General features: G+C 69.3%; 30 protein-coding genes. 19 read left to right on the plus strand and 11 right to left on the minus strand.

Going from position 1 to position 25,605, the window contains the following annotated elements; translation table 11 throughout:
- The first annotated feature begins 137 nt into the window (after positions 1-137).
- Together VGE03_RS14500 and VGE03_RS14505 are read left to right on the plus strand one after the other, a co-directional pair.
- Entirely contained in the window at positions 138-1,646 is a 1,509-nt protein-coding gene (locus tag VGE03_RS14500) for an HWE histidine kinase domain-containing protein (protein ID WP_331047184.1), read from the plus strand.
- On the plus strand, positions 1,639-2,016 hold the full coding sequence (locus VGE03_RS14505) for a response regulator (RefSeq protein WP_331047185.1): 378 nt from the start codon (positions 1,639-1,641) through the stop codon (positions 2,014-2,016). The genes VGE03_RS14500 and VGE03_RS14505 overlap by 8 nt, the downstream gene beginning before the upstream one ends.
- A gap of 70 nt (positions 2,017-2,086) precedes the next feature.
- Here the strand turns inward: VGE03_RS14505 and VGE03_RS14510 are convergent, their stop codons facing one another.
- Complete coding sequence (locus VGE03_RS14510) at positions 2,087-3,670, minus strand: NAD(P)/FAD-dependent oxidoreductase (protein WP_331047186.1); 1,584 nt, start codon at positions 3,668-3,670, stop codon at positions 2,087-2,089.
- A gap of 202 nt (positions 3,671-3,872) precedes the next feature.
- On the opposite strand from VGE03_RS14510, the gene VGE03_RS14515 reads away from it, so the two are divergent.
- A complete protein-coding gene (locus VGE03_RS14515; protein ID WP_331047187.1) occupies positions 3,873-5,549 on the plus strand; it encodes an MHYT domain-containing protein in 1,677 nt (558 codons plus the stop codon).
- A gap of 28 nt (positions 5,550-5,577) precedes the next feature.
- Here VGE03_RS14515 and VGE03_RS14520 read toward each other — a convergent pair whose 3' ends face one another.
- Positions 5,578-6,441 (minus strand): AraC family transcriptional regulator, encoded by an 864-nt coding sequence (locus VGE03_RS14520; protein WP_331047188.1) that lies wholly within the window; start codon positions 6,439-6,441, stop codon positions 5,578-5,580.
- Between the two features lie 143 nt (positions 6,442-6,584).
- Here VGE03_RS14520 and VGE03_RS14525 point away from each other — a divergent pair, with 143 nt between their 5' ends.
- The gene (locus VGE03_RS14525) at positions 6,585-7,469 is read left to right on the plus strand and encodes an oxidoreductase (protein WP_331047189.1); all 885 of its coding nucleotides are present in this window, start codon (positions 6,585-6,587) and stop codon (positions 7,467-7,469) included.
- Positions 7,470-7,490: 21 nt separating this feature from the next.
- Here VGE03_RS14525 and VGE03_RS14530 read toward each other — a convergent pair whose 3' ends face one another.
- Entirely contained in the window at positions 7,491-8,363 is an 873-nt protein-coding gene (locus tag VGE03_RS14530) for an MBL fold metallo-hydrolase (protein ID WP_331047190.1), read from the minus strand.
- A gap of 67 nt (positions 8,364-8,430) precedes the next feature.
- Here VGE03_RS14530 and VGE03_RS14535 point away from each other — a divergent pair, with 67 nt between their 5' ends.
- From VGE03_RS14535 to VGE03_RS14545, 3 genes are read left to right on the plus strand one after another with little or no spacing between them, the layout of a single operon-like run.
- Complete coding sequence (locus VGE03_RS14535; RefSeq protein ID WP_331047191.1) at positions 8,431-8,751, plus strand: metalloregulator ArsR/SmtB family transcription factor; 321 nt, start codon at positions 8,431-8,433, stop codon at positions 8,749-8,751.
- 11 nt (positions 8,752-8,762) lie between these two features.
- Positions 8,763-9,299, plus strand: coding sequence for a rhodanese family protein (locus VGE03_RS14540; protein ID WP_331047192.1), 537 nt, complete (start codon positions 8,763-8,765; stop codon positions 9,297-9,299).
- A 3-nt stretch (positions 9,300-9,302) separates the two neighbouring features.
- Positions 9,303-10,079 carry a sulfite exporter TauE/SafE family protein gene (locus tag VGE03_RS14545; protein ID WP_331047193.1) on the plus strand — a complete coding sequence of 259 codons (777 nt, stop codon included), beginning with the start codon at positions 9,303-9,305 and terminating at the stop codon, positions 10,077-10,079.
- On the opposite strand, the gene VGE03_RS14550 is transcribed toward VGE03_RS14545, so the two are convergent.
- Genes VGE03_RS14550 through VGE03_RS14565 form a run of 4 tightly spaced genes read right to left on the minus strand, consistent with a single transcriptional unit; the run spans position 10,046 to position 13,189 of the window.
- Positions 10,046-10,930, minus strand: a complete 885-nt coding sequence (locus VGE03_RS14550; RefSeq protein WP_331047194.1) for a DUF817 domain-containing protein — start codon at positions 10,928-10,930, stop codon at positions 10,046-10,048. The two genes, VGE03_RS14545 and VGE03_RS14550, sit on opposite strands and share 34 nt — an antisense overlap.
- 57 nt (positions 10,931-10,987) lie before the next feature.
- Complete coding sequence (locus VGE03_RS14555; protein ID WP_331047195.1) at positions 10,988-11,539, minus strand: hypothetical protein; 552 nt, start codon at positions 11,537-11,539, stop codon at positions 10,988-10,990.
- Positions 11,540-11,544: 5 nt separating this feature from the next.
- On the minus strand, positions 11,545-12,006 hold the full coding sequence (queF, locus tag VGE03_RS14560; protein WP_331047196.1) for a preQ(1) synthase: 462 nt from the start codon (positions 12,004-12,006) through the stop codon (positions 11,545-11,547).
- 31 nt (positions 12,007-12,037) lie between these two features.
- Entirely contained in the window at positions 12,038-13,189 is a 1,152-nt protein-coding gene (locus VGE03_RS14565; RefSeq protein WP_331047197.1) for a Xaa-Pro peptidase family protein, read from the minus strand.
- Between the two features lie 88 nt (positions 13,190-13,277).
- On the opposite strand from VGE03_RS14565, the gene VGE03_RS14570 reads away from it, so the two are divergent.
- The 6 genes from VGE03_RS14570 (at position 13,278) to VGE03_RS14595 (ending at position 17,164) form a co-directional block, all read left to right on the plus strand.
- Positions 13,278-14,111 carry an energy transducer TonB gene (locus VGE03_RS14570; RefSeq protein ID WP_331047198.1) on the plus strand — a complete coding sequence of 278 codons (834 nt, stop codon included), beginning with the start codon at positions 13,278-13,280 and terminating at the stop codon, positions 14,109-14,111.
- A 4-nt stretch (positions 14,112-14,115) separates the two neighbouring features.
- Positions 14,116-14,802, plus strand: coding sequence for an energy transducer TonB (locus VGE03_RS14575; protein ID WP_331047199.1), 687 nt, complete (start codon positions 14,116-14,118; stop codon positions 14,800-14,802).
- Positions 14,803-14,872: 70 nt separating this feature from the next.
- Positions 14,873-15,805 carry a nitronate monooxygenase family protein gene (locus tag VGE03_RS14580; RefSeq protein WP_331047200.1) on the plus strand — a complete coding sequence of 311 codons (933 nt, stop codon included), beginning with the start codon at positions 14,873-14,875 and terminating at the stop codon, positions 15,803-15,805.
- 35 nt (positions 15,806-15,840) lie between these two features.
- On the plus strand, positions 15,841-16,542 hold the full coding sequence (locus tag VGE03_RS14585; RefSeq protein WP_331047201.1) for a TorF family putative porin: 702 nt from the start codon (positions 15,841-15,843) through the stop codon (positions 16,540-16,542).
- 31 nt (positions 16,543-16,573) lie between these two features.
- Positions 16,574-16,786: a hypothetical protein gene (locus tag VGE03_RS14590; protein WP_331047202.1), complete on the plus strand. Its 213-nt coding sequence runs from the start codon at positions 16,574-16,576 to the stop codon at positions 16,784-16,786.
- 165 nt (positions 16,787-16,951) lie between these two features.
- Positions 16,952-17,164: a cold-shock protein gene (locus tag VGE03_RS14595; RefSeq protein ID WP_331047203.1), complete on the plus strand. Its 213-nt coding sequence runs from the start codon at positions 16,952-16,954 to the stop codon at positions 17,162-17,164.
- A gap of 100 nt (positions 17,165-17,264) precedes the next feature.
- Here VGE03_RS14595 and VGE03_RS14600 read toward each other — a convergent pair whose 3' ends face one another.
- Genes VGE03_RS14600 through VGE03_RS14610 form a run of 3 tightly spaced genes read right to left on the minus strand, consistent with a single transcriptional unit; the run spans position 17,265 to position 20,237 of the window.
- On the minus strand, positions 17,265-17,666 hold the full coding sequence (locus VGE03_RS14600) for a hypothetical protein (RefSeq protein ID WP_331047204.1): 402 nt from the start codon (positions 17,664-17,666) through the stop codon (positions 17,265-17,267).
- The gene (locus VGE03_RS14605; RefSeq protein WP_331047205.1) at positions 17,663-18,829 is read right to left on the minus strand and encodes a PLP-dependent aspartate aminotransferase family protein; all 1,167 of its coding nucleotides are present in this window, start codon (positions 18,827-18,829) and stop codon (positions 17,663-17,665) included. The genes VGE03_RS14600 and VGE03_RS14605 overlap by 4 nt, the downstream gene beginning before the upstream one ends.
- A gap of 4 nt (positions 18,830-18,833) precedes the next feature.
- Positions 18,834-20,237: a cystathionine beta-synthase gene (locus VGE03_RS14610; protein ID WP_331047206.1), complete on the minus strand. Its 1,404-nt coding sequence runs from the start codon at positions 20,235-20,237 to the stop codon at positions 18,834-18,836.
- A 117-nt stretch (positions 20,238-20,354) separates the two neighbouring features.
- Between VGE03_RS14610 and VGE03_RS14615 the strand changes: the two genes are divergently transcribed.
- The 6 genes from VGE03_RS14615 to VGE03_RS14640 all read left to right on the plus strand — a co-directional run bounded on the left by VGE03_RS14615 (position 20,355) and on the right by VGE03_RS14640 (position 25,002).
- Positions 20,355-20,618: a type II toxin-antitoxin system Phd/YefM family antitoxin gene (locus VGE03_RS14615; protein WP_331047207.1), complete on the plus strand. Its 264-nt coding sequence runs from the start codon at positions 20,355-20,357 to the stop codon at positions 20,616-20,618.
- Positions 20,615-21,070, plus strand: a complete 456-nt coding sequence (locus VGE03_RS14620) for a type II toxin-antitoxin system VapC family toxin (RefSeq protein WP_331047208.1) — start codon at positions 20,615-20,617, stop codon at positions 21,068-21,070. Before VGE03_RS14615 ends, VGE03_RS14620 begins: the two co-directional genes overlap by 4 nt.
- Complete coding sequence (rnr, locus tag VGE03_RS14625) at positions 21,071-23,383, plus strand: ribonuclease R (protein WP_331047209.1); 2,313 nt, start codon at positions 21,071-21,073, stop codon at positions 23,381-23,383.
- Positions 23,383-24,087: an NUDIX hydrolase gene (locus VGE03_RS14630; protein ID WP_331047210.1), complete on the plus strand. Its 705-nt coding sequence runs from the start codon at positions 23,383-23,385 to the stop codon at positions 24,085-24,087. The genes rnr and VGE03_RS14630 overlap by 1 nt, the downstream gene beginning before the upstream one ends.
- A gap of 76 nt (positions 24,088-24,163) precedes the next feature.
- Positions 24,164-24,592: a hypothetical protein gene (locus tag VGE03_RS14635; protein WP_331047211.1), complete on the plus strand. Its 429-nt coding sequence runs from the start codon at positions 24,164-24,166 to the stop codon at positions 24,590-24,592.
- On the plus strand, positions 24,592-25,002 hold the full coding sequence (locus tag VGE03_RS14640) for a DUF5990 family protein (RefSeq protein WP_331047212.1): 411 nt from the start codon (positions 24,592-24,594) through the stop codon (positions 25,000-25,002). The genes VGE03_RS14635 and VGE03_RS14640 overlap by 1 nt, the downstream gene beginning before the upstream one ends.
- Here the strand turns inward: VGE03_RS14640 and VGE03_RS14645 are convergent.
- Positions 24,999-25,565: a hypothetical protein gene (locus VGE03_RS14645; protein ID WP_331047213.1), complete on the minus strand. Its 567-nt coding sequence runs from the start codon at positions 25,563-25,565 to the stop codon at positions 24,999-25,001. The genes VGE03_RS14640 and VGE03_RS14645 overlap by 4 nt on opposite strands.
- Between the last annotated feature and the right edge of the window lie 40 nt (positions 25,566-25,605).

Here is a 25,605-nt window from a genome sequence, read left to right on the forward strand (position 1 = left end):
TCCGGCCACCGTAGCCCTGTCGCGCCACGCGGCTCAAATGACGAAGAGTTTTCTCCGCCGTTGCGCCGGAACCCGCTCCGGGTCAAAGCGTTACAGTAACAAGAGTGCGGGGTGCCGGTTTGCGGAAATTGGCGGAAATGAGCGGCGCGACCGTGGATCTGGCGAGCGCGTTCGACGCATCGCCCAATCCCTACATGCTGCTGACGACCGAGCTGCGCTACGCCGGCATGAACCGCGCCTATCTGAACGTGACCCAGCGCACGCGCGAAGAGCTGATGGGCGCGCACGTGATGGAGATGTTCGACGCCGGCGGCGACGACGTGAACGCCGGACGTCTGCTGGCCTCGTTCAACAAGGTGCTGGAGACCAACCAGCCGGACCACCTGCCCCTTCTGCACTATCCGATCCCCGTGCCCGACGGCGCGGGCGGGATGCGCTACGACGACCGGTACTGGAGCTGCACCCACAGTCCGATCCGGGACGAGGACGGCAATCTCCGCTACATCCTGCAGCACACCAGCGACATCACCGAGCTGCAGCTCCTGCGGCATCAGGCGGCGGCCGCGACCGGCAGCCCGGCCGAGACGCCCTCGGCGCTGGACACCATCCTGAGCGGACAGGTCCTGCGCCGCGCCGAGGACGTGCAGGCTGACAGCGCCCGGCTGGAGTCGGAGCGACGCCAGCTGGTCGATCTGTTCATGCAGGCGCCGGGATTCGTCGCGGTGCTGACCGGGCCCGAGCATGTCTTCCAGATGTACAACCCGGCCTACGCGCAGTTGATCGGCCACCGGGCGATCACCGGCAAGGCCATTCGCGACGCCCTGCCTGAACTGGCCGGACAGGGCTATTTCGAGTTTCTCGACAACGTCTACGCCACGGGCGAGCCGCATGAGGGCCGGGGCAGCCGGGTGCAGCTCCAGCGCACCGCCGACGCGCCCCTCGAGACCGTCTATCTGAACTTCATCTACCAGCCGATCCGCGACGGCGCGGGCAAGGTCGCCGGCATCTTCGTGCAGGGGCACGACGTCACCGACACCGTCATCGCCGCCGAGCGGCAGAAGCTGATGATCGACGAGCTGAACCACCGGGTGAAGAACACCCTGGCCACGGTCCAGTCGATCGCCATGCAGACGGCCCGCTCGCACGCCGAACCGGCCACCTTCGCCGAAAGCTTCCAGGCGCGGCTGATGGCGCTGTCACACACCCACGACCTGCTGACCCGCAGCCACTGGGAGGGCGCCGACCTGCGCGCCATCCTGGAGCACGAGACCGAGGCCCACGGCCCGCAGCGGATCAGCCTCAACGGACCGCCGGTGGCGCTGGGCCCCGCGACGGCCCTGTCGCTGGGGATGATCTTCCACGAACTGGCCACCAACGCCGCCAAATACGGGGCCCTGTCGGGGCCTGAAGGCCGGGTGATGATCGACTGGTCGGTGGCCGACCACGCCCATCCGAAACTGCACCTGACCTGGCGCGAGCTGGACGGCCCGCCGGTCGTCGCGCCGTCGCGGCGGGGCTTCGGCAGCCGGCTGATTGAACGCAACGTCCGTCACGATCTGGCGGGCGAGGTGAAACTTGACTACGCAACCGCCGGGTTCTCGGCGGCGTTCATGGTCCCGCTGGACCGGGAGAAGACGAATGACTGATGCCTTGTCCGGTCGCCGGGTCCTGATCGTCGAGGACGAGTCGCTGGTCGCCATGCTGCTGGAGACCATCCTCGAGGACATGGACTGCACGCCCGTCGGCCCGGCCTCCAACATCGACGAGGGCCTCGCGCTGGCCACCGGCGAAGGCGCGCTGGACGCCGCCCTGCTGGACGTCAACGTCGCCGGCCGCCAGGTCTTCCCGGTCGCCCAGGCGCTGAAGGACCGGGGCGTGCCCTTCGTCTTCTCGACCGGCTACGGCGAAGGCGGCCTGCCCGACGAATGGCGCGGCCAACGCACGATCCAGAAGCCCTTCACCGAAGCCGCGGTGCGTGATGCGCTGCTGGCGGCGATGGGCGTGGAAAGGGGCTAAACTCCAAGGGATTAGGGACTAGGGATTAGGGATTAGGGGCAATGTGGCGGGTCGTTCGCCGATCTAGTCCCTAATCCCTAATCCCTTTCAGCACCGCCCTTGCCGCATTATGCCCCGGCGCGCCCGTCACGCCGCCGCCAGGGTGGGCGCCGGAGCCGCACAGGTAGAGGCCCGGGACCGGCATGCGATGGTCGGCGTGGCCCAGCACCGGACGGGCGCTGAACAGCTGATCCAGCGTCAGGCGGCCGTGGAAGATGTCGCCGCCGACCAGACCGAAGCGCCGCTCCAGATCGCGCGGCCCAAGCGCCAGTCGTCCGATCACCGAGGCCCTGAAGCCCGGTGCATATTTGTCGACCGTATCGATCATCAAATCCGCCACCGTGTCGCGATGCTCGTCCGCCAGCGTCGGATCGACGTGCTGGCAGAACAGGCTGGCGACGTGCCGGCCCGGCGGGGCCAGGCTGTCGTCCAGGGTCGAGGGGATCAGCATCTCGACGATCGGCTCCCGCGACCAGCCGTCCAGACGGGCGCCGGCGTGGGCACGGTCCATGTAGGCGAGGCTGGGCGCGATGATGATGCCCGCCGTCAGATGATCGCCCTGCCCCGGCAGGCTGGTGAAGTTCGGCAGCTCCGACAGGGCCACGTTCATGCGGAAGGTGCCCGAGCCGGACTGGTAGTTCCCGATCCGGGCACGGAAGTCGGCGGGGACCACGGCGTCGTCCACCAACTGTTCGAACAACAGGCGCGGATGCAGGTTGGACACCACGGCCCGCGCGCGCACCACGTCGCCGCTTTCCGTCACCGCGCCGACGGCCCGGCCCTTCTCGGTCAGCACCTCGGCGACGGCGGTCTCCAGCCGCACCTCGACGCCCTGTTCGGCGCAGGCCTTCGCCATGGCCTGGGTGATCGCGCCCATGCCGCCGATCGCGTGGCCCCAGACGCCCTTCTTGCCGTTCACCTCGCCGAAGACGTGGTGCAGCAGCACATAGGCCGAGCCCGGGGTGTAGGGGCTGCCGTAGGCGCCGACGATGCTGTCGAAGCCGAACAGCGCCTTGATCGGATCACTCTCGAACCAGCCGTCCAGCCAGTCGCCCGCCGACTTGGCGAACAGGTCCAGCAGGTCGCGGCGGCCCTCCTCGTCGAGCGACAGCCCCTGCCGCGCCAGCGCCGTGGCGCTGGCCAGCTCGGGCAATTGCGCCAGCCAGCCGCCCTCGGTCAGATTGGGCGGCGCCTTCAGGATCCAGTCGCGCAGGATGCCCGCCACGACTTCCAGCCGACGCTCGTACTCGGGCAGCCGTTCGGCGTCCTTCGCCGAGAATTTCGCCACCTCTCCTTGCGTGCGCCCTTCGCCCGCCAGCAGATACCGGCCGTCGTCGAACGGCAGGAAGTTGGACACCTTGCGCTCGACCACCCGCAGCCCGTGCCGGGGCAGGTCCATGTCGGCGATGACCTTCGGATTGAGCAGGCTGACCGTGTAGCTGGCGGTCGAGTTGCGGAAGCCCGGATGGAACTCCTCCGTCACCGCCGCCCCGCCGACCACATGCCGCCGCTCCAGCACCGTCACCTTCAGCCCGGCCTTCGCCAGATAGAAGGCGCAGACGAGGCCGTTGTGGCCCCCGCCGAGGATGACGACGTCGGTGGTGGTGGTGGTCATGCGCGCTCCCTCGTTGGGCGTCTGCCGCGCCCCGATCCTCTCTAGCGAACGGAAACGCGCAGGTCGCGGCCTTCCTCGATCCGGGCAGGATCATCGGTTGCGTCGCCGGCGCGCGCCCTGCCCGGTCTCCCGTTACGCGTGTGATGTAGCGGGGCGGTGCGGGTTCGGATAACACTCGGGAGTCGTTGAACGGGGCGTTTGGGTGCATCACGACCACCACCTGATCTATCCGCTGCTGTCGAGCGTGGTCGCGGTCTTCGGTTCGTGGACCGCGCTGGACCTGTTCCGGCGCGCCCGCAGCCATGACGGCCTGTCCCGGGCCCAGTGGATCGGCCTGTCCGCGGTGGCCATGGGCGTCAGCATCTGGTCGATGCATTTCGTGGCCATGCTCGGCTTCAACCCCGGCGCGCCGGTGTCCTACGCCCCGGGCACGACGGTGGCTTCCCTGCTGCTGGCGGTCGCCGGCACGGCCCTCGCCTTCCTGATCAGCGGCCCCTCCACCGCCCGCCTGCCCCGTTTGCTGGGCGGCGGCGCCCTGATGGGGCTCAGCATCGGCGGGATGCACTATCTCGGCATGTCGGCCATCCGCAGCTCGGTGGTGCTCGGCTACCAGCCCGGCTGGGTCGCCGCCTCGGTCGTGGTCGCCTTCCTGGCCTCCGCCGCCGCCCTGGCCGCGGTGCGGCGGAACTCACGGTCACGCTGGCAGGCGGGCGCGGCGATCCTGCTCGGCGCAGGCGTCGTGGCCATGCACTACACCGCCATGGCCGCCGTCGTGCTGGAACCCGGATCGGCCCTGCACCATGACCAGGGGGTCTCCCCCCTGTGGCTGGCCTTCGCGGTGGCGGGACTGACCCTGCTGCTGCTGTTCCTGGCCCTCGGCGCCAGCCTCATGGATCAGCGACAGGTCCTGTCGATGGCCCTCCGCGCGGGGCGGATGGGCTATTGGGAGATGGACATTCCCCGTCGCCGTCTGGCGCTCAGCGAACAGGGCCGCGGCCTGCTGGGCTTCGCCCCCGACGCCCCCTTCGACCAGTCGATGGTCGCCGGACTGATGACCTTCGAAAGCAGCGCCCGGCGTCAGGCCGCGCTCGACCGGTCGATCAATGAAGGCGTCGACTACGAGGTCGACTATGAACTGCTCGACGGCCGCTGGCTGGAGGTTCGCGGCCTGATGATCCTGGACGGGGGCGGCCGCCCGCTGCGTCTGGTCGGCACGATCCAGGACGTCACCGCCCACCGCATCGCCTTCCAGGCCCTGGCCCGTAGCGAGGCGCGCCAGCGCATCCTGATCAACGAGCTGAACCACCGGGTGAAGAACACCCTCGCCACGGTCCTGTCGATCGCGACACTGACCGCGCGGCGCTCGGACGACGTGCAGACCTTCGCCAAGGCCTTCCAGGCGCGCCTGCTGTCCCTGTCGGCGACCCACAACCTGCTGACCGCCGAGGGTTGGCAGCAGGCCGAGCTGCGCGACATCTTCCGCGCCGAGTTCGGCCACTACAACGACGATCAGGTCCTGCTGGAGGGCCCGGACATCCGGCTGGGCGCCGAGAACGTGCTGACGCTGGGTTTGATCGCCCACGAGCTGGCGACCAACGCCACCAAATACGGCGCGCTCAGCCGCCCGGAGGGCCGGGTTCGGGTCCAGTGGCGCACCGACGGCGGAACCCTGCACATCGCTTGGCGCGAAAGCGGCGGCCCGCCGGTCGTCACGCCGGAGCGCACGGGCTTCGGCTCCCGACTGATCACCTCCAGCGCGACCGCGACCGAGTTCCGATATCCCGAGACCGGCTTCGAGGCCGACCTCTCCCTGCGCCTGTTCGAGCGTCCGTCGACGACGCCCGATCTGGCGGAAGCCGCCCTGTCCCCCGCCTCCTAGACCGCCACCGCCAATGACGGATCGGCCCTCAGCCGCTCCAGGTCACGCCCGGCGGACGGCCGAACATCCGGGCGTACTCGCGGCTGAACTGGGACGGGCTGTCATAGCCGACGGCGAACCCGACCCCCGCGACGTCCCGCCCCTGCGAGAGCAGCCGGTGCCGGGCCTCCTGCAGGCGGATCTGCTTCTGGTACTGCAGCGGGCTCATCGCCGTGACAGCCTTGAAGTGGCGATGCAGCGAGGTCTCGCTCATGCCCGCCACCTCGGCCAGCCGTTCGATCCGCATGGGTTCGGCATAGTTCTGGCGCAGCCAGCGGATGGCCCGCTTCACTTGCGCCGAGCGCCCGTCCGAGGCCGCCAGCTGGCGCATCATCCCGGCCCGCTCCCCGACCAGCAGCCGCCACGCCAGCTCGCGCCGGATCATCGGGCCCAGCACGGCTGCCTGTTCGGGCCGCTCCATCAGGCGGACGAGACGGATCACGGTGTCGATCAGGTCCTCGTCCATCTCGCTGACGGCCAGCCCCCGCACCGGCGCGGTCTCCGGAACGGCCCCTTCCGTCTCCATCAGCAGTTCGGCGATCATGACCGGGTCCAGCGGCACGCCGACGGCCAGATAGGGCGCCTGGATCACCCGCGCGCTGACCGGCAGCTCCTCCGAGATGACCAGATACTGGCCTGCGCGGTAGGGATAGGTCTCCGGCCCAAGGGTGGTCGATTTCGCGCCCTCCAGGATCAGGCAGACCATCGGCTCGTACAACACCTTCTGGGTCTCGGTGACCCTGGTGCTGGCGATCATGTGCAGGCCCGCACCGGTCAATGGACCGACGCCTTCCGGCGAAACTCCGCCGAGCTGGTTGCGCACAAGGGTGACAAGTTCAGGCAAGCGGCTCATGGCCATACTCAAGCCCTGACGGGCGCGCGATGCAACCACATCCGGGATCGAATGGCAGGATCGTGCAAGACACTGGCGTGATCCGTCTACGTCCGCCGCCCGGCCCGGGCGCATATCGGGGCTCCCAACCAAGGAGACTTCCCATGACCTCCACCTCTTCCCGCGTCTGGTTCGTCACCGGCGCCTCGCGCGGCCTCGGCGCCGCCATCGTCCGCACCCTGCTGGACGCCGGCGAGCGCGTCGTCGCCACCGCCCGCAAGCGCGACGCCCTCGCCGCCGCCTTCGGCGCGGACAGCGACGCCCTGCTGAGCCTGTCGCTGGACGTGACCGATCCCGCCGCCGTGCAGACCGCCGTCGCTTCGGCCCTCGAGTATTTCGGCCGGATCGACGTGCTGGTGAACAACGCCGGCTACGGCGACCTGTCCCTGTTCGAGGAATCGACCGTCGAGGACGTTCGCGCCCAGTACGACACCAACGTCTTCGGCCTCATGCATGTGACCCGCGCGGTCCTGCCGGGGATGCGGGCGCAGCGGTCGGGCCGCATCTTCAACGTCTCGTCGGTCGGCGGCATCGTCGGCGGCGCCAGCGGCAGCCTGTACTGCGCCTCGAAATTCGCCGTGGAGGGCTTCACCGAGTCGCTGGCGCAGGAGATCGCCCCGTTCGGCATCCACGCCACCATCGTCGAGCCCGGCTTCTTCCGCACCGACTTCCTGGAGGCGACGTCAGTGAAGCACGGCTCGAACCCGATCGCCGACTACGCCGAGACCGCGGCGGCGCTGAAGAGCTTCTACGACAGCCGCAGCCGTAACCAGGCGGGCGATCCGGTGAAGCTGGCGCGGGCGCTGATCACCCTGGCGGACGCCCCGCAACCGCCCGTTCGCTGGTGCGCGGGCACGGATGCGCTGGGCATGGTGCAGGCCAAGATCAACGGCCTGCAGGCCGAGCTGGACGCTTGGCGCGACCTGTCGGCCGGCACCGACGGCGACTTCGAGTTCCGCCCGGAGGCGGGCTCCAGCGCTTGGGGGTGACGTGACCGGCGGGGCGCCGCTTCAGAGGACGTTCAACGGCGTTTTCAGGAAGCGGCGCCCCGAGGCCTCCGCCGGCGGCAGGGCGCCGGCGCGGATGTTGATCTGCAGCGCCGGCAGGATCAGCTGCGGCGGGGACAGGGTGGCGTCCCGGGCCTCCCGCATGGCCACGAAATCGTCCTCGGACCGCCCGGCGCCGACATGGATATTGTCCGCCTTCTGCGCCCCGACCGTCGTCTCCCAGGCGAAGTCGGCCCGCCCCTTGGGCAAGTAGTCGTGCCCCACGAAGACCCGGGTCTCGTCCGGCAGGGCCAGCAAGCGTTGGACCGAGCGGTACAGGGTGCGCGCGTCGCCGCCGGGGAAGTCACATCGCGCGGTCCCGAAGTCCGGCATGAACAGGGTGTCGCCGACAAAGACGGCGTCGCCGATCCGGTAGCTGACGCAGGCCGGGGTGTGCCCCGGCGTATGCAGGACCTCGACCTCGATCTCCCCCAGGCTGAACCGGGCGCCGTCCGCCCAAGCGTGGTCGAACGCCGAGGCGTCGGCGCGGACGTCGCTCGCCTCGAAGATGTCGCCGAAGGTCTTCTGCACGCGGGTGATCTTCTCCCCGATGCCGATCGGGGCGCCGGTGCGTTCGCGGATCTCGTGCGCCCCCGTCAGGTGATCGGCGTGGGCGTGGGTTTCCAGCACGTACTGAAGGCTCAACCCCCGGTCGGCGACCAGGGCCAGCAGATGCTCCAGCGAGCCGGTCGAGGTCCGCGCGGCCGCCGGGTCGAAGTCCAGAACGGGATCGATGATCGCCGCCGCCCCGGTGGCCGGATCGGAGACGACGTAGCTGATCGTGTGGCTGGCGGGATCAAAGACGCCGACGACGTCGGGGCGGGCGATCTGGGTCATGCGGGGCTCCTTCGACGCCCTACATATTAGCACTTGCTAAATTAGCAATAGCGAATATATCGGCGACATGATCGATATCCAGACCCTCGGACTCGACCGTTTTCAAGCCAGCGCCGCGCAGGCGTCGGCGCTTCTGAAGGCGTTGTCCAACGAGCACCGCCTGATGATCCTCTGCCAGCTCGGCGAGGGGGAGCTTCAGGTATCGGAACTGCTGGATCGGGTCGGGCTGTCCCAGTCCGCCCTGTCCCAGCATCTGGCGCGCCTGCGCGACGACGGGCTGGTGTCCGCCCGCCGCGAGGGCGTGGCCGTCTTCTATCGCATCGCCGATCCCGCGGCCCTGAAGGTCATCGCCGTCCTGGCCGAGATCTTCTGCCCGCCCCTGCCCTGAAGGAACCGCCCATGAGCGCCCCCCTGCTTCCCCTCTCCCCGCGCGAGGTCGCCGACCGCCTGAAGTCCGGCGCGATCCGCCTCGTCGACATCCGCGAGAGCGACGAGTTCGCCCGCGAGCACATCAAGGGCGCGGCCCCCGCCCCGCTGTCGGCCTTCGAGGCCGCCGACCTGTCGATCCATGCGCGGCAGGACGTCGTCTTCATGTGCCGGACGGGCAACCGGACCGGCGTGAATTGCGACCGGCTGGCCGCCCGCGTCGACGGCCCCGCCTATGTGCTGGACGGCGGTCTGGAGGCCTGGAAGAAGGCCGGCCTGCCGACCCGGCTGGACACCCGCCGGCCGATCGAACTGATGCGTCAGGTCCAGATGGCCGCCGGCGGCCTGATCCTGACGGGCGCGGCCCTGGGCCTGCTGGTTCATCCGGCCTTCTGGGGCCTGAGCGCCTTCGTCGGCGCGGGACTGTTCCTCGCGGGCCTGACCGGCTTCTGCGGCATGGCGCGGTTGCTGGCCCTCGCCCCCTGGAACCGCGCGGCGAAGGCGGCCTGAACCATGGATGCGCCGACCCTCCTGCTGGCCGCGATGAGCGGCGGACTGGTCGCCCTGCTGCTGACGGTGTTCGGCGGCGGCGGGTCCGTGCTGGCGGTTCCCCTGCTGCTGTATGTCGTCGGGGTGACCGACCCGCATGTCGCCATCGGCGTCTCGGCGGCGGGCGTCTCGCTCAACGCCCTGACCGCTCTGGTGGGACAGGCCCGGGCCGGGCGCGTCCGCTGGCCGTGCGCCCTGACCTTCGCCGCCTTCGGGGCCACGGGCGCTTGGGTGGGCTCCAGCCTCGCCAAGCGGATCGACGGCCACCAACTGCTGCTGGTCTTCGCCCTCGCCATGGCGGCGGTCGCCCTAGCCATGTTCCGGCGGCCGAAGACCGAGGGCGAGGCGTCGGTGCGGCTGAACCCCGCCATGGCGCCGCGTGTGGCCCTGTCGGGCGCGGGCGTGGGCGCGGCCGCGGGCTTCTTCGGCATCGGCGGCGGCTTTCTGATCGTTCCGGGTCTGATGGGCGCCACCGGTATGACCCTGGCGCTGGCGCAGGCGTCGTCGCTGGTCAGCGTCGCGGCCTTCGGCGCCTCGACCGCGCTGAACTACAGCCTGTCCGGGCTGATCTCATGGCCGCTGGTCGCCGCGATGACCGTCGGCGGCGTCGCAGGCACCCTCGTCGGCCTGCCGATCTCGCACCGGCTGGGCGCCAACGCAGCCCTCGGCCGCCGCCTGTTCGCCGGCCTGATCCTGGGCGTCGCCGCCTATGTCGCGGTCCGGGCGCTGGCCAGCGGCTGATCCTCCTCCTCGGGCCTGTGCACGATGGACACCAGAACGATCGACAGGATCATCAGCAGGAACCAGCTCCCCAGCTTCTCCAGCCCGACCATGGTCCAGCCCGCCGCCTGCGACGGATAGGTCCACGCCCGGCCGAAGGTGGCCAGGTTCTCGGCGAACCAGATGAACAGGGCGACGAGGACATAGCCCAGCAACAGCGGCATCCCGCGCCGCCTGCGGTCGGTGGTGAACCAGAACCAGCCGCGCCCGAAGATCAGCGCCGTCGCCGCGAACAGCAGCCACCGCGCGTCCCACAGCCAGTGGTGGGCGAAGAAGTTGACGTAGACGGCCGCCGCCAGCACCGCCGTCATCCAGAAGGGCGGATAGCCCCGCACCCGGATGTGGAACACCCGCTGCACCCGCGCAATGTAGCTGCCCACCGCCGCGTACATGAAGCCCGAGAACAGGGGCACGGCGCCGATCCTCAGCAGGGAGTCCTCCGGATAGACCCACGAGCCCTGCGCGGTCTTGAACAGCTCCATCACCGTTCCGGCGACATGGAACATCAGGATCACCACCGCCTCGTCCCGGCTTTCCAGCTTCAGGGCCAGCATGCCGACCTGGATCGCCACGGCGCCGACGACCAGAAAGTCGTAGCGCGAAACCGGCGCGCCCTCGGGCCAGAACAGGAAGGTCCCGACGATCAGCGCCAGCAGCAGGCCGCCGAACAGGCAGGCCCAGGCCTGCTTCAGCCCGAACCACAGGAACTCATAGGCGGCGCCCCGCCAGGGCGACCGGTCCGCCCACGCCTCCGCATGGGTCAGCCAGCGGCGGCCGAGGGCTTCAAGCGGGAGGCGGCGGGCGACGATCATGCGCGGAGGCTAGCGGTGGTCGACGCCGCTGGCGCGTGGAGATTTGGTGCAGGCGCCCTACCCCGCCGCGCGCGCCCGCGCCGCCGCCAGACGCGCCTCCAGCCGGTCCGTCAGCGTCGTCAGCGTCATCCGGACCTGCAACATCAGAGCGATATCGTAGCCGCTGGTCGTATACCGCCCCTGCGTCCCGCGCGCCTCGCGGGCTTCAGGGGTCAACCGGATCATCAGACGGGCCGGCGAGCGCGGCTGCTGGCTGCGGGTGAACTGCACCATCGGGTGGGCGTTCCACGCGTCCGATGAGCGGTCGCGCCAGACGCCGAAGCCCTCAATCTCGGACCAGGTCAGGGATCGCTTCGGCCCGGCCTGTCTCCACTCCAGTCCCGTCGCGTCCGCCCGCAGGGACAGGGGCGCCAGGCTGTAGAGCAGCGCCGCTGCGCCCAACGCGCCGTGGATCCACGCGAAGACCAGAGGGGCGCCCCGCGTGCTGCCGAGCGCGTGCATCCCCCAGAAGAATCCGCCCATCGCAAAGAAGACGAGACTGTACAGGGTCATCGGCCAGTTGAAGGTCCGAAACTCCAGAACCTCATCCTCCCCCGAGGCGTCGGTCATGGGGATCAGCCGCGCCCGCGGTACGTCGGCACGCCCTGGTCGGGTAGCCAGAGGCCTTCCGGGGCGGGACCGGTCTGCCAGAAGACGTCGATGGGGATGCCGCCGCGCGGGTACCAGTAGCCGCCGATGCGCAGCCACTTCGGTTGCAGCAGGTCGGCCAGCCGCTTGCCGATGGCCACGGTGCAGTCCTCGTGGAAGGCGCCGTGGTTGCGGAAGCTGGTCAGGTAGAGCTTCAGGCTCTTGGACTCGACCAGCCAGTCGCCCGGCGCATAGTCGATGACGATGTGGGCGAAGTCCGGCTGGCCGGTGACGGGGCACAGGCTGGTGAACTCCGGCGCCGTGAAGCGCGCGAGGTAGAGGGTGTCCGCGTGCGGGTTGGGCACCCGCTCCAGCACGGCGGTCTCCGGGCTGTCCGGTGCGGCGATCTGCTGGCCCAGCTGGTGCAGGCCCGAGGTGTCGGTGGTCATGGCTTGGCTCTAGCGATTTCGGCGGCGAAGGTCACGCCGCCAGCGGGGCGACGCCCCGGAAGGGCTCGTCGAGGCTGGGCTGCGGCTCGGTGAACCAGCGCGGGCCGTCGGCGGTCATGTGGAAATGGTCCTCCAGCCGGATGCCGAACTTGCCGGGAACCACGATCATCGGCTCGTTCGAGAAGCACATGCCGACGTCCAGCAGGGTGCCGTCCCCGCGCACCAGGTTGGGCGCCTCATGGATGTCCAGGCCGATGCCGTGGCCGGTGCGGTGCGGCGTGCCCGGCACCTGATAGTCGGGGCCCAGTCCGCTGGACTTCAGGAAGGTCCGAACGGCGGCGTCCACCGCCTCGCACGGCTCGCCCAGCCGGGCGGCGTCGAAGGCCGCTGCCTGCGCGGCGTGTTCCAGCTCCCAGATGCGCCGGACCTCGGCGGTGGGCTCGCCGAAGACATAGGTGCGGGTGATGTCGGCGTTGTAGCCGTCCAGGGCGCAGCCGGTGTCGATCAGGACGACGTCGCCCTCCTTCAGCTCCGGATCACCCTCCCCGCCGTGCGGCAGCGCGGTGTCGACGCCGAAGGAGGCGATGCAGAAGGTGTTGCCGCCGTCGGCGCCGAGCGCGCGGTGCTGCTGGTCGAGGAAGGCCACGACGTCCGAGCCGCGCATCCCGGCCTCGAGGCTGCCGTGCGTCCGCCGATGCGCCTCCAGCGTCAGGGCCTTGGCGCGGGTCATCAGGGCGATCTCGGCCTCGGACTTGCGCGCCCGCAGCGGGGTGATCAGCGCGCCCGCGCCACGCAGACGATCGACGCCGAAGACCTCGGCCAGCCCCAGCCAGGCGAAGACCGGCGCCTGCTCGTCCACGGCCAGCACGCCGGTCGGGACCGCGTCGGCGACCAGGGCGTAGGGGCTGTCGTGCTCTTCCCACGTCAGGAAATCACCGGGCACGCCGATCGAACCGCCGACCTTGTCCAGTTCGAAGGCCGGGCAGATGTAGGTCAGCGGCTTCCCGGGCCGCACCAGGGCCGCGATCATCCGCTCGGACCGCCACCAGACCAGACCGGTGAAATAACGCAGGCTCGAGGTCGCATCGATCAGCACGGCGGCGACGCCCCGCGCCTCCATCGCGGCCTCCAGGCGGGCCAGCCGCTGACGGCGTTCCTGAAGGGTGATCGGCGGCGGGTTCATGGGCGATCTCATCGTGGACGGAAGACTTGCCTGCGCCCCGCGCGCCGGGGCATGAGGGACGCAGTAATCTGTCGGGGGACATAGAGGCATGGGCGTTCGTTTTCAAAGCCGGGGGGCGGCCTGCGCCCTCCTCGCCCTCGGCCTGCTCGCCGCGCCGGCCCTGGCCCAGCAGGCCAAGCCCAAGCCGCGCGCCACGACCCCGCCTCCGCCGCCGGTGCTGATCGAGCCGACGCGTCCGCAGGACCGCATCCCCGTGCCCCCGATCTCGCCGGCGCCGCCGCGCCCTCCGGTGATCACGCCGAGCCCGCGTTCGCCGGGACCGCCGCCGGCGCCGGGCCGCCCCTCGGTGATCAGCGCCCCGTCGTGGGCGCGTCAGCCGATGGTCGAGTTTCCGAACCGGGCCATCGCCAACGGGGTGCTGCAGGGGCGCGTCACCCTGCGCTGCCTGACGCATCCGAACGGCACGCTGTCGGACTGTCAGGTGATCGAGGAGACGCCCGCCGGACAGGGCTTCGCCGAGGCCGCCATCGCCGGGGCCCTTCGCGCCCGTCTGTCGCCCCGCACCATCGACGGCGCCGCGACCGGCGCCCGCGTCCAGTTCACCACCCGCTTCGTCGCGCCGGCGGAGCCTGAGCCTTTCATGGTCCTGCGCGACCCGGCCTGGGCGGTCCGCCCCCGTCCCGAGATGCCCCGCAGCGCCCGCCGCGCCCGGATCGAGACGGCGCAGGTCCGGCTGGAGTGCGAGATCGTCCCCGGCTTCGGCCGCATGCGGAACTGCCGCGTGCTCGAGGACGGCCCCGCGGGCCACGGCTTCGGCGAGGCCGCGATCCAGGCCGTCCGCGGCGCCGAGATCACCGACGAATGGCTGGCCCGCGCCGCGCCCGGCGCCCGCGCGGTGTTCACCATCACCTTCCGGCGCTGATCCGATGCGGCGAGCCTTCCTGATGGGCGCGACCGGCGTCGTCCTGCTCGCCAGCCTCCCGCTCGGCGCCCTCGCCCAGGACAGCGTCCCCCCGCCCGGACCGGGTACGACGATTATCCGGCCCGGCGAGAGCCTCGCCCTCGTCTATCCGGAACGCGCCCTGGCGCGAGGCGTCTACGAAGGTCGGGTCGACCTCCTCTGCAATCTCCACCCGGACGGCCGGCTGAGCGAATGTGAGGTGGTCGAGGAAACGCCGACGGGTATGGGCTTCGCCGCGGCGGCGCTGACCGGCGCGAGACACGCCCGCATCTCGATCCCGGAAGGTCAGCCCATCCCCGAAGGCGCGCGCATGAGACTGAACCTGCGCTTCGTCGCCCCCGAGGCGGAACCGCCGCTGGCCCGGCTGGAAGACCCTGACTGGGCGATATCGCCCCGTCCCGACTTCCCGAGCGCGGCCCGTCGCCACGGGATCACCACGGCGACCGTGCGTCTCGACTGCCAGAGCCTCAGAGGGACCCTGCGGCTGCAGAACTGCAGGGTGCTGGAAGAGAGCCATCCCGGACGCGGTTTCGGGGCGGCCGCGATACGCTCGGCCCGCGCGGCCGCCGTCTCCCCCGGCCCGATGTACAACCTCGGTCCGGACACCCGCGTGATCTTCACGGTTTCGTTCGAGGACCATAGCCCCCGCTAGTCGCTTTTCCGGTTTGCCTTCCCCTGCGTCCCCCCGCTATCCGTAGCGAAAGACAACCCGGGGAAACGTCATGGCCATTCCGGCTTCGCTTCAAAACGGTCTCAAGCTGCCGGTGATCGCGGCGCCGATGTTCCTGGTCTCCGGCCCGGATCTGGTGGTCGCGACCTGCAACGCGGGGGCCATCGGCACCTTCCCGTCGCTGAACCAGCGCACCACCGAGGGCTATCGGGAGTGGCTGCATGAGATCAAGGGCCGCCTGAACCCCGACGCCGCCGCCTTCGGCGTGAACCACATCGTCCACCCGACCAACCCGCGCCTGATGGCCGATATGATGGTGTCGGTCGAGGAGAAGGTGCCGCTGATCATCACCTCGCTGGGCGCGGTGCGTGACGTGGTCGATGCGGTGCATGGCTACGGCGGTCTGGTCTTCCACGACATCGCCAACGTCCGCCACGCCCGCAAGGCGGCGGAAGCGGGCGTCGACGGCCTGATCCTGGTCGCCAACGGCGCCGGCGGCCATGCGGGCATCGTCAACCCGTTCGCCCTGGTGGAAGAGGTGCGCGGCTTCTTCGACGGGACCATCATCCTGTCGGGCTGCCTGTCGACCGGCTCGGACGTCGCCGCCGCCCTGATGATGGGCGCCGACTTCGCCTATATGGGCACGCGCTTCATCAACACGACCGAAAGCTCGGCCCAGCAGCACTACAAGGACATGATCATCGACTCGGGCTCGGCGGACATCGTCCACACCCCGGCGGTGTCGGGCATCCCGGCCAACTTCATGATCAAGTCGCTGGTCGAGAACGGAATCGACCCCAAGACCCTGCCCGAGCACAAGCTGGACATGGCCGACGAGGCCAAGGCCTGGAAGACCGTCTGGTCCGCCGGTCAGGGCGCGGGCGCCATCCACGACATCCTGCCCGCGGGCGAACTGGTCGGGCGCCTGCGACAAGAATTCGCTCAGGCAACGGAACGGTTCGCCAAGAAGACCGCATTCGTCTAGGGAACCTCCGGCGCGGTCGCGCGTCTGGAGGCCCCATGATCAGAATCCTGTCCTCGGCCCTCGCGGCCTCGTTCCTGCTCGTCGGCGCCGCCCAGGCGCAGGAGGCCCCGTCGCCCGGCTACGGCGACTGGTCGTTCTCGTTCGGCGGCGCCACCGACAACCGCTCCAAGGACGCGTCGAAGTCGCAAGGCGACGCCTTCGTCTGGGGCGAGGCCGAGTGGGAGAGCGACAGCGGCTTCTTCTACGTCACCCCCGCCTTCGAGACGATCAAGGCCTCTACCGGCTCGGAGCTGGAGGTCGCCCTCGCCGCCGGTATTCGTCCGGAGGTCGCCGGGTTCGACCTGGACCTGAAGGCCGAGCACAAATGGCATGTCGACGCCAATCCGGGCACGGACGATGACGGCTGGGAATTCACCGCCGACGTCAAACGCTCCATCGGCCCGGCCAGCGCCCGCCTGCGTCTGCAGTATTCGCCCGACAGCACCGGCTCGACCGAGGCCTGGACCTGGGTCGCGCTGCGCGGCGGCTGGGATTTCACCGACAAGCTGACCGCCACCGCCGAGGTCGGCCGTCGCGAGCAGGACAACAGCGTCGACTACACCGGCTGGAACGCGGGCTTCACCTACGCCCTCACCAGCCACATCGAGGCCGAGGTCCGCTACTACGACACGGACGCCGACCCGAATAATCCGCAGTATGCCGACGCTGTCGTCGCCGGATTGAGCTTCAGCTTCTAGAAATCCCGGTTTCGCCCCCCATATCAGGGGCATGACTTCCCATCGACCGACGACCCTGGAACGCGCCTATGAACTGGCGCGCGAGGGCCGCTGTCGCACCGTCAGCGACATCAAGCAGGCCCTGTCGTCCGAAGGGTATGACCGGATCCAGGACGCCCTGTACGGGCCGAAGCTGAGCGCCGATCTGCGCAAGATCTGTCGTGAGAACTACGTCCCGCCGAGCGGCGCCGAAACCGTCGATTGACGGCGCGCCTTGCTTTCGCCCCCGCGAACGCTCAAAAGACCGCGGTCGATCTCTCTTTGCGAAACGCCACCCCTCTGCTTTCGCCCGAGGTTCCGCCGCTCCCATTCAGACCCGACAGGCCTCCGGACGCTCTTGTCCGCGGCCAACGCCAGAAGGAGGTCTCAAATGGCTACCGGCACCGTTAAGTGGTTCAACTCGACCAAGGGCTACGGCTTCATCCAGCCGGACGACGGCGGCAAGGACGTCTTCGTCCACATCTCGGCCGTGGAAGCGGCCGACCTGCGCGGCCTGGATGAAAACCAGAAGGTTTCCTACGAACTCGAGCGCGACCGTCGCTCGGGCAAGGAATCGGCTGGTCAACTGAAGACCGAAGGCTGAGGTCACGCGTCGATCTGATCGACGCCTGATTTTGAACGGCGGCGGGGCTTCGGGCTCCGCCGCCGTTTTCATTTGCGGGGCTGCACGAAGGCCCCAGGCGTCAGGCGGCCGTCTCTCGCGGCAGATACTCCACACGGCAGCCCTTCGCGCTGATCCTGCCCCCGACACCAATGACCGGGTCCAGATCCAGCGTCACACCCTGCTCATGCCGCAGGACCGTCAGCCCCATGAGGATCGCCCCCTCATCGAAGGCATCAAGGTCAATCTCGAACACGTCCTGCAGGATGAAGGTCAGCAGGCAGTGCTTCTCAAGCACAAAGTATCCCGCAGCATCCACCTCGGAGGTCATGCGGAAGGTACGGATCGAAAGCCGGGACTCCCCGCGATGGGTCAGCGTCAGGCTTTCGACCTCGGCATCGTGAAAGTACGGCGCATCGTTTCCGAACCAGCGGCTGAAGTCCTTGGCGCCATCGAGGAACGAGAACTGCGTCTCTTCCCTCATCCGCCCAGCGCCTGATCCAGGTCGCCGATCAGGTCGTCCAGGTCCTCGACCCCGACCGACAGGCGGATCAGGTTGTCGGTCACCCCGCCCGCCTCGCGCACCTCCTTCGGCACGCTGGCGTGGGTCATGATGGCCGGGTGGTTCACAAGGCTTTCGACGCCGCCCAGCGACTCCGCCAGGGTGAAGACCTGCACCCGCTCGAGCACCTGCTTGGTCCGCGACAGGTCGCCGTCGATGATCGCCGTGACCATGCCGCCGTAGCGGCCGTTCATCTGGGTCGCCGCGAGGCTGTGCTGCGGGTGGCTGATCAGGCCCGGATAGATGACCTTGGCGATCCCCTTGCGGGTCTCCAGCCAGCGGGCGACGGCCAGGGCGTTCTCGTTGTGCGCCTTCATGCGCAGGCCCAGCGTCTTCAGGCCCCGGTTGGCGAGGAAGGCGTCGAACGGCCCCATCACCCCGCCGACCGAATTCTGCAGGAATTTGATCTCCTTCGCGAGATCCGGGCTGCCGGTGACCAGAGCGCCGCCGATAATGTCGGAGTGGCCGTTCAGGTACTTCGTCGCCGAGTGCATGACCACGTCCGCGCCCAGTTTCAGCGGCTGCTGGCTGAACGGGGTGGCGAAGGTGTTGTCCACGACCAGCAGCAGGCCGTGCGCCTTGGCGATCTTCGACAGCCCCGCGATGTCGGCCAGCTTCATCAGCGGATTGGTGGGCGTCTCGGCCCAGATCATCTTCGTCTTCGGCGTGATGGCCGCCTCGACGGCGTTCAGGTCGCTGAAGTCGACATAGGAGAAGTCCAGCCCCATCGAGCGCCGCCGCACCCGCTCGAACAGCCGCCAGGAGCCGCCGTACAGGTCGTCGCCGGTGACGATGTGCGAGCCTGCGTCCAGCAGCTCCAGCGCCGTCGAGGTGGCCGCCATGCCCGAGGCGAAGCCGAAGCCCTGCACCCCGCCCTCAAGGTCCGCCAGACAGGCCTCGAAGGCCTCGCGGGTCGGGTTCTTGCCGCGGGCGTACTCATAGCCCTTGTTCACGCCCGGGCTTTCCTGGGCGTAGGTCGAGGTGGCGTAGATCGGCGTCATCACCGCCCCGGTCGTGGGGTCGGGACGCTGGCCGGCATGGATGGCGCGGGTCGAGAAGCCCTGCTCGTTCTTCAACTGGCTCATGGGCTTAACGGTTCAGGCTCAGGTGATTGATCAGGTCGGTGCGGGTGATCAGGCCGACGAAGGTTTCGCCGTCCAGAACGATGGCCACCCGGTCGCGGTCGAACAGCGGGATCAGGGCGTCCAGCGGCTCGGACACCTGCACCGTGTCCAGGTCGCGGGTCATGGCCGAGGCCACCGGCTTGGCGAACCGCTCCTTGCGGGTGATCTCGTCGGTGTTCATCACATGCACCAGATCGCTCTCGTCCAGGATGCCGACCAGACGGCCGTCGCTGATGACCGGCAGCTGCGACACGTCCGAGCCCTTCATCCGCTTGAAGGCGGTGTCCAGGGTGTCGTCCGGGCCGATCACGACCACGTCGCCCTTCTCGTACTTGCGGGTGATCAGGTCGGACAGGTCGCCGTGCAGCTCACGCTCGCCCAGCCCCTGATCCGCCAGCCAGGCGTCGTTGTAGACCTTGGACAGGTATTTGGCGCCGGTGTCGCAGACGAAGGTCACCGCGACCTTCGGCTCGGTCTGCTCGCGGCACCAGCGCAGGGCGGCGGCGATCAGGGTGCCCGACGACGAGCCGGCCAGGATGCCTTCCTTCAGCAGCAATTCGCGCACGGTCGCGATCGCCTCGGCGTCCGGGATCGAATAGGCCTTGTCGATCAGGGTGATGTCGGCGGTGTCCGGCACGAAATTCTGGCCGATGCCCTCGACGGTGTAGCTGCCTTCCGGCGACGGGACGCCGTCGTTGACGATCCCGGCCAGCGTCGATCCGACCGGGTCCGCCAGAATGATCTGCGCCGTCGAACCGACGCTCTTCAGATAGCGGGCCGTGCCGGTGATGGTGCCGCCCGAGCCGATGCCGGCGACCAGCGCATCGACATTGCCGTCCAGCTGCTCCCAGATTTCCGGGCCCGTGGTCTTCACATGGGCTTCCGAGTTGGCCTCGTTGGCGAACTGGTTGACGTAGAAGCCGCCCGGAATCTGCTGCGCCAGACGCTCGGCCATGTCGGTGTAATACTCAGGGTGGCCGTGCGGCACGTCCGAACGGGTCAGGCGAACATCCGCCCCCATCGCCCTGAGATGCTGGATTTTTTCCTTGGACATCTTGTCCGGGATCACCAGAAGCACCTTATATCCCTTGGCCTGCCCGACCAGGGTCAGGGCCAGCCCGGTGTTTCCCGCCGTCGCCTCGACGATGGTGCCGCCGGGCTTCAGGAAGCCCTCGCGCTCCGCCGCCTCGATCATCGACACCGCGATGCGATCCTTGATCGACCCGCCCGGGTTCTGGGCCTCGAGCTTCAGGAACAGACGGCAGGGCCCGGTGTCGATCTTCTTCACCTCCACGATCGGCGTCCTGCCGATCAGGTCGAGGGTGGAACCGACGGGACCGGACAGGACCGGCTGCGTAGCGAGGGGCATCAGAAACTCCGTTGAGGCCAGCGCCGGAAGCTAGGCGCGCGCCTCCCACGGAACAACCCGGGCTGGCGAGAGAAAGGATTTATGGCTATACTTCTGGCCAGAATTGGAGACTGACCGATGGCCAACTACGGCGTCGCGGAAGCCAAGAACAAGTTCACCCACCTGCTGGAGCGGGTGCAAGACGGCGAGCGCATCACAATCACCAAACATGGCAAGCCCATTGCGGAGTTGCGCGCCGCACCGGATCCAAGTCCCAAGACCAAGGGACCGGAGTGGCAGGCGTGGTACGATGAGTTCGTCAAACGCCGGAACGCCCGGCCCGCCTCAAGTATTCCCGCCGCAGAACTGGTCCGGGCCATGCGTGACGGCGATCCGGAGTGATCCTCTTTCTCGACGCCAGTGCGGTCGTGGCTGTTGTTGGGGATGAAGCGGCCAGTCTGGCCGTGGACCGATTGGTCAGGGATCCAGAGACCGTCGTGGTGGTCAGCGACTTTGTTCTCGCCGAGTGCTCTGCCGCATTGGCCAGAAGAAGCCGTGTTCAAAACTGGAGTCGTTCAGAGACTGAACGGATTTTCGGCGAACTCGACCTTTGGATGGCAGGCGTTGGGGAAACGACCACAGTTACATCGGCCGATATTGCCGACGCTAGTGCGTTCGTCCGCCTTCCCGGCGTCTCGCTCCGCGCCCCGGACGTCATCCACATCGCCGCCGGCCACCGGCTCGGCGCAACCCTTTTGACGCTGGATCACGGCATGGCCCGCGCGGCCGCCGAAATCGGCGTACCCTGTATCAATCCCGCCGAGGCCGACGCGCCCGGCGACCTGAAAGACTAGATGAAAAACACCCCCAAGAGGCCGCCCGCCGGCCTCCCCGACAAACAGACCCTTCTGGCCTTCCTGCGTGACGCGGGTTCGGCCGAGAAGACCGATATCGCCCGCCACTTCGGCCTGAAGGGCGGCGACCGCCGCGCCCTGCGCGAGATGATCCGCGAGCTCGAAGCCGACGGCGAACTGGGCAAGCGCGGCAAGAAGGGCTTCAGCCCCTCGGGCGCCCTGCCCCCCGTCGGCGTGGCCGACGTGGTCGAACGCGATGTGGACGGCGAGATGTACGTCCGCCTGGTCGAGGCGTCCGAAGACGCCCCGCGCGCCCTGCTGATGCCCGACAACTCGGGCCGCACCGGCCCCGCCCCCGGCATGGGCGACCGCCTGCTGGTCAAGTTCAGCAAGGGCGCTGAAGGCTGGGAAGCCCGCTTGGTCAAGAAACTCGACAGCGAGCGCAGCCGCGTCCTCGGCGTCATCCGCAAGTCGAACCGCGAGGTCCGGGTCGAGCCCATCGACCGCCGCTCCAAGGACGTGCTGCTGGTGCCCCACGCCCAGTCCGAGGGGCTGAGGGATGGCGATCTGGTGCTGGCCGCCATCGAGAAGGGCGCCCAGCGCTACGGGCCCAAGCGTGGCAAGATCCTGGAGACCATCGGCCGCGAGGACGACGCCCGCGCCGCCTCCCTGATCGCCATCCACTCGCACGGCGTGCCCACCGGCTTCTCCGAGGCCGTGGAGCAGGAAGCGGGCGATCAGGAACTGCCGTCGCTGAAGGGCCGCGAGGACCTGCGCGACATCCCCCTGATCACCATCGACCCGGCCGACGCGCGCGACCACGACGACGCCGTCTACGCCCAGAAGGACGAGGACCCGAAGAACCCCGGCGGCTGGATCGTCTGGGTCGCCATCGCCGATGTCGCCGCCTACGTCCGTCCCGGCAGCAATCTGGACCGCGAGGCTCGCGACAAGGGCAACTCGACCTACTTCCCCGACCGCGTCGAGCCCATGCTGCCCGAGCGGCTGTCGAACGGCCTGTGCAGCCTGAAGGAAGGCGAGAATCGCGCGACGATGGCCGTGCGCATGGTCTTCGACAAGGACGGCAAGAAGACCGGGCACAAGTTCGTGCGCGGCCTGATGCGGTCGCACGCCAAGCTGTCCTATGAGCAGGCCCAGGCGGCCATCGACGGCAATCCGGACGAGACCACCGGCCCGATCATGGAGGCCATCCTCTATCCGCTGTGGAACGCCTACCACACGATGCTGAAGGGCCGCCTGAAGCGCAGCCCGCTGCAGATCGAGAGCGCCGAGCGGCGCATCCGCATGACGGACGGCGAGATCACCTCCATCGAGCCGCGCGTCTCCCTCGAAGCCCACCGGCTGATCGAGGAGATGATGATCCAGGCCAACGTCTGCGCCGCCGAGACGCTGGAGCAGAAGAAGATCGCCCTGCTCTACCGCGTCCACGACGCGCCCAGTCAGGAGAAGCTGTTCAACCTGGCCGACTTCCTGGGCACCATCGGCAAGCCGTGGACCAAGGGCGAACCGGCCACGACCAAGCGGTTCAACAAGCTGCTGGACGAGACCCGCGAGGGCGAGCACGCCGAGGTCGTCAATGAGGTGGTGCTGCGCACCCAGATGCAGGCCATCTACAGCCCCGAGAACGTCGGCCACTTCGGCCTGAACCTCGATCGCTACGCCCACTTCACCTCGCCGATCCGCCGCTACTCGGACCTGATCGTCCACCGCGGCCTGATCCGGGCGCTGGGGCTGGGCAAGGACGGGCTGACGGATCGCGAGATCGCCGAACTGCCGGCCATCGCCGAGCACGTCGTGATGACCGAGCGCCGCTCCATGGCCGCCGAACGCGACGCCATGGACCGCTACATCGCCGCCTTCCTCGAGGACCGCGTCGGCGCGACCTTCACCGGCCGCATCACCGGCGTGACCCGCTTCGGCCTGTTCATCCGGCTGGACGAGACCGGCGCCGACGGCCTCGTGCCGGTCTCGACGCTGGGCAATGAGTATTTCACCCACGACGACCGCAGCCATGCCCTCGTCGGCGAACGCTCGGGCCTGCGCTGGACCTTGGGCCGGACGGTCGAGGTCAAGCTGCGCGAGGCGACCCCGGTCACCGGCGGCCTGCTGTTCGAGATGCTCAGCGAGCCCGGCCCCCGCGACCCCAACGCCCCCTCGGCCCGTCTGGGCATGCGGGCGCGCGGCGCCAAGGACGGCGGTTATCCCAAGCGCTCGGGTCCGGGCAACAAGCCGCGCAACGGCAAGAAGCCGTCCGGCGGGCTGAAGGGCGTCCGCAAGGGCAAGCGGCGCTGATGCAGCCCTTCGACGCCGCCCAGGACCTCAGGGACGCGCCGCGCACCGGCGGCCGCCAGCGCCCCAAGGACGCCGCCACCCTGATCCTGACCCGCAAGGGCGCGAAGGGCCCTGAGGTGTTGATGGGCCGCCGGGCGCCGGGTCACGTCTTCATGGCCTCCAAATGGGTCTTCCCGGGCGGTAAGGTCGAGCGGGCCGACGCCTTCGCCGCCTTCGCCACCGACCTGTCGCCCGCCGACGCCGGGCGGCTGGCGCGTGAGGTCACGCGCAGCCGGGGCCGCGCCCTCGCCCTCGCCGCCGTGCGCGAAACCTTCGAGGAAACCGGCCTGCTGCTGGCCGAGCCCGCGCCGGTCGCCTCCGTCGCCGGAGGCTGGCGCGAGTTCCGGGCTGTCGGCGCCCTGCCCGATCTGGCGGCCCTGTCCTATGCGGCCCGCGCCATCACCCCGCCGGGACGCACCCGCCGCTTCGACGCCCGCTTCTTCATGGCCGACGCCTCGGCCCTGCTGCATCCCGAGCCCACGGCCGGGTCGGGCGAACTGGACGAGATCGCCTGGCTGCCGCTGGACGAGGCCCGGGCGCAGGACCTGCCCGCCATCACCCGTTTCGTGCTGGGCGAGATCGCGGAACGCCTCGAGGCCCCCGACCGTCCCCTGCCCTTCGTGCGCATGGTGCGCGGCCGGCATGTGGTCGAGCATCAGGACTGACGGGGCCTGATCCCGCCCGCCGGCGCCTTGCGCGCCTCGCCGGACAGAGGTTCTCTGGTCGCCGGAGGACCAGTTCATGCGCCGTCTCGCCCCGATCGCCGCCGCCCTCATGGCCTGTCTGACCGCCCCGCCCGCCGCGGCGCAGTCTCCCGAGAGCATGACCCTGGTCTGGAAATCCTGGGGCAATCGTCTGGTCGAATGGACCCTCCCGCGCGGCGGAGAGGGCCGCTACATCGACCGCGCCGGAGAGACGACCGTCTTCCCCGTCACCGCTGACCAGTTCGACCGCTTCCGCGCCCTGTTCGCCCCCTACGAAGGCGTGGCCTTCCGTTGCGAGCGCGTTATCACGGACGGCGCTTACGGCAGCGTCGTCTGGTCTCGGCGGGGCGTGGCGGATCAGTCCCTGAGCTTCGACAGCGGCTGCACCAGCGGCGACGCGGACGACCTCTTCCGTCGCCTCGAACAGGCCGAAGACCTGCTGACCGGCCTCCGTGACGCCCGCTGATGGCCGACACTCCGATCACCCTGCGCCTGACCATCGCCGACCCGGTCCCGGGCGTCCGCTACAGCCTGCAGCAGGACGACATGCCGTTCGAGCCGGTGACGGCGACCGGGGCGCCCCTGTCGTTCGACGTCCCGATCCGGCTGGCCGACGACAACCGGGTGCTGGGCCCCTTCGTCCGGCGCGAGGGCAAGGAGCGGCGCTTCGTCTACATCCGCATCGGGACCTCGGCGGGCGACCACGCCTCGGAATGGAGCCGTCGGGCCAAGATCGACATCCACGACATCCCGCCCAGCCTGCTGGACAGGGCCCGCGCCGGCGCGGTGCTGGAGGTGGTCCTGCCGGGCCGGGGCAAGGACGGCACGCCCGCCTGCGCGACGGTGCGGCCGACGGCGGGGTGGCGGGCTCTCTAGTCCGCCAGCGGTCGCGACAGATCGAACTCGACCCGGAAGAAGCGGCCGCCCGGGCGGCTGAGCTCATAGGCGAACATCCGCTCCGGATGCACCTCGACCGCCCAGGTGTTGGTGGTCGAGACCTGCGCCCCGCCGGCGTTGAACTGGTCGATCGACTCCTGGTCCACCGGGAAGGACTGGCGCGAGGCCGTGCCGGGCTCCGTCGTGTCCCCGCCGTACATGTGCCAGCCGTGGATCTCGCCCTGCGGATCGCGATGGTCGTGCTTCAGGCGCAGGCCTTCGACGGTGCGGGTGATCACCCAGCGGCGCGAGCGGTCCTCGCCCACGGCGAAGGGAATGCCCACCTCGTCCGCCGCGCAGTCCCGCACATGCATGACCAGCCTCTGGCTGCGGAACGAGTCGTCGGCGGCGTCGGTCGACACCACCCGCCCCTCGAATCTCTGCCCGCACAGGGCGTTCAGCCGGGCGAGGAAGGCGTCCTGCGGATTCGCGGGCTCCTGCGCGAGGGCGGGCGTGCTGAAGGCGGCGGCGACCGCGAAGGCCGTGAGGATCAGGGTTTTCATGCCGCCACGGTGGCCCGTAGAGGACTTCCGCTCAATGCGG

The organism is Brevundimonas sp., from assembly GCF_036400995.1.
In the GTDB taxonomy this organism is placed as follows: Bacteria; Pseudomonadota; Alphaproteobacteria; order Caulobacterales; family Caulobacteraceae; genus Brevundimonas.

Excerpts from the sequence above, each read along its gene's own strand:
- VGE03_RS14525 (WP_331047189.1), top strand. The coding sequence starts at position 6,585 with ATGACCTCCACCTCTTCCCGCGTCTGGTTCGTCACCGGCGCCTCGCGC.
- VGE03_RS14645 (WP_331047213.1), bottom strand. The coding sequence starts at position 25,565 with ATGAAAACCCTGATCCTCACGGCCTTCGCGGTCGCCGCCGCCTTCAGC.
- VGE03_RS14545 (WP_331047193.1), top strand. The coding sequence starts at position 9,303 with ATGGATGCGCCGACCCTCCTGCTGGCCGCGATGAGCGGCGGACTGGTC.
- VGE03_RS14540 (WP_331047192.1), top strand. The coding sequence starts at position 8,763 with ATGAGCGCCCCCCTGCTTCCCCTCTCCCCGCGCGAGGTCGCCGACCGC.
- VGE03_RS14635 (WP_331047211.1), top strand. The coding sequence starts at position 24,164 with ATGCGCCGTCTCGCCCCGATCGCCGCCGCCCTCATGGCCTGTCTGACC.
- VGE03_RS14630 (WP_331047210.1), top strand. The coding sequence starts at position 23,383 with ATGCAGCCCTTCGACGCCGCCCAGGACCTCAGGGACGCGCCGCGCACC.
- VGE03_RS14565 (WP_331047197.1), bottom strand. The coding sequence starts at position 13,189 with ATGAACCCGCCGCCGATCACCCTTCAGGAACGCCGTCAGCGGCTGGCC.
- VGE03_RS14505 (WP_331047185.1), top strand. The coding sequence starts at position 1,639 with ATGACTGATGCCTTGTCCGGTCGCCGGGTCCTGATCGTCGAGGACGAG.
- VGE03_RS14610 (WP_331047206.1), bottom strand. The coding sequence starts at position 20,237 with ATGCCCCTCGCTACGCAGCCGGTCCTGTCCGGTCCCGTCGGTTCCACC.
- VGE03_RS14520 (WP_331047188.1), bottom strand. The coding sequence starts at position 6,441 with ATGAGCCGCTTGCCTGAACTTGTCACCCTTGTGCGCAACCAGCTCGGC.
- VGE03_RS14510 (WP_331047186.1), bottom strand. The coding sequence starts at position 3,670 with ATGACCACCACCACCACCGACGTCGTCATCCTCGGCGGGGGCCACAAC.
- rnr (WP_331047209.1), top strand. The coding sequence starts at position 21,071 with ATGAAAAACACCCCCAAGAGGCCGCCCGCCGGCCTCCCCGACAAACAG.
- VGE03_RS14600 (WP_331047204.1), bottom strand. The coding sequence starts at position 17,666 with ATGAGGGAAGAGACGCAGTTCTCGTTCCTCGATGGCGCCAAGGACTTC.
- VGE03_RS14615 (WP_331047207.1), top strand. The coding sequence starts at position 20,355 with ATGGCCAACTACGGCGTCGCGGAAGCCAAGAACAAGTTCACCCACCTG.
- VGE03_RS14605 (WP_331047205.1), bottom strand. The coding sequence starts at position 18,829 with ATGAGCCAGTTGAAGAACGAGCAGGGCTTCTCGACCCGCGCCATCCAT.
- VGE03_RS14595 (WP_331047203.1), top strand. The coding sequence starts at position 16,952 with ATGGCTACCGGCACCGTTAAGTGGTTCAACTCGACCAAGGGCTACGGC.
- VGE03_RS14580 (WP_331047200.1), top strand. The coding sequence starts at position 14,873 with ATGGCCATTCCGGCTTCGCTTCAAAACGGTCTCAAGCTGCCGGTGATC.
- VGE03_RS14555 (WP_331047195.1), bottom strand. The coding sequence starts at position 11,539 with ATGACCGACGCCTCGGGGGAGGATGAGGTTCTGGAGTTTCGGACCTTC.
- VGE03_RS14570 (WP_331047198.1), top strand. The coding sequence starts at position 13,278 with ATGGGCGTTCGTTTTCAAAGCCGGGGGGCGGCCTGCGCCCTCCTCGCC.
- queF (WP_331047196.1), bottom strand. The coding sequence starts at position 12,006 with ATGACCACCGACACCTCGGGCCTGCACCAGCTGGGCCAGCAGATCGCC.
- VGE03_RS14500 (WP_331047184.1), top strand. The coding sequence starts at position 138 with ATGAGCGGCGCGACCGTGGATCTGGCGAGCGCGTTCGACGCATCGCCC.
- VGE03_RS14575 (WP_331047199.1), top strand. The coding sequence starts at position 14,116 with ATGCGGCGAGCCTTCCTGATGGGCGCGACCGGCGTCGTCCTGCTCGCC.
- VGE03_RS14550 (WP_331047194.1), bottom strand. The coding sequence starts at position 10,930 with ATGATCGTCGCCCGCCGCCTCCCGCTTGAAGCCCTCGGCCGCCGCTGG.
- VGE03_RS14585 (WP_331047201.1), top strand. The coding sequence starts at position 15,841 with ATGATCAGAATCCTGTCCTCGGCCCTCGCGGCCTCGTTCCTGCTCGTC.
- VGE03_RS14590 (WP_331047202.1), top strand. The coding sequence starts at position 16,574 with ATGACTTCCCATCGACCGACGACCCTGGAACGCGCCTATGAACTGGCG.
- VGE03_RS14535 (WP_331047191.1), top strand. The coding sequence starts at position 8,431 with ATGATCGATATCCAGACCCTCGGACTCGACCGTTTTCAAGCCAGCGCC.
- VGE03_RS14640 (WP_331047212.1), top strand. The coding sequence starts at position 24,592 with ATGGCCGACACTCCGATCACCCTGCGCCTGACCATCGCCGACCCGGTC.
- VGE03_RS14530 (WP_331047190.1), bottom strand. The coding sequence starts at position 8,363 with ATGACCCAGATCGCCCGCCCCGACGTCGTCGGCGTCTTTGATCCCGCC.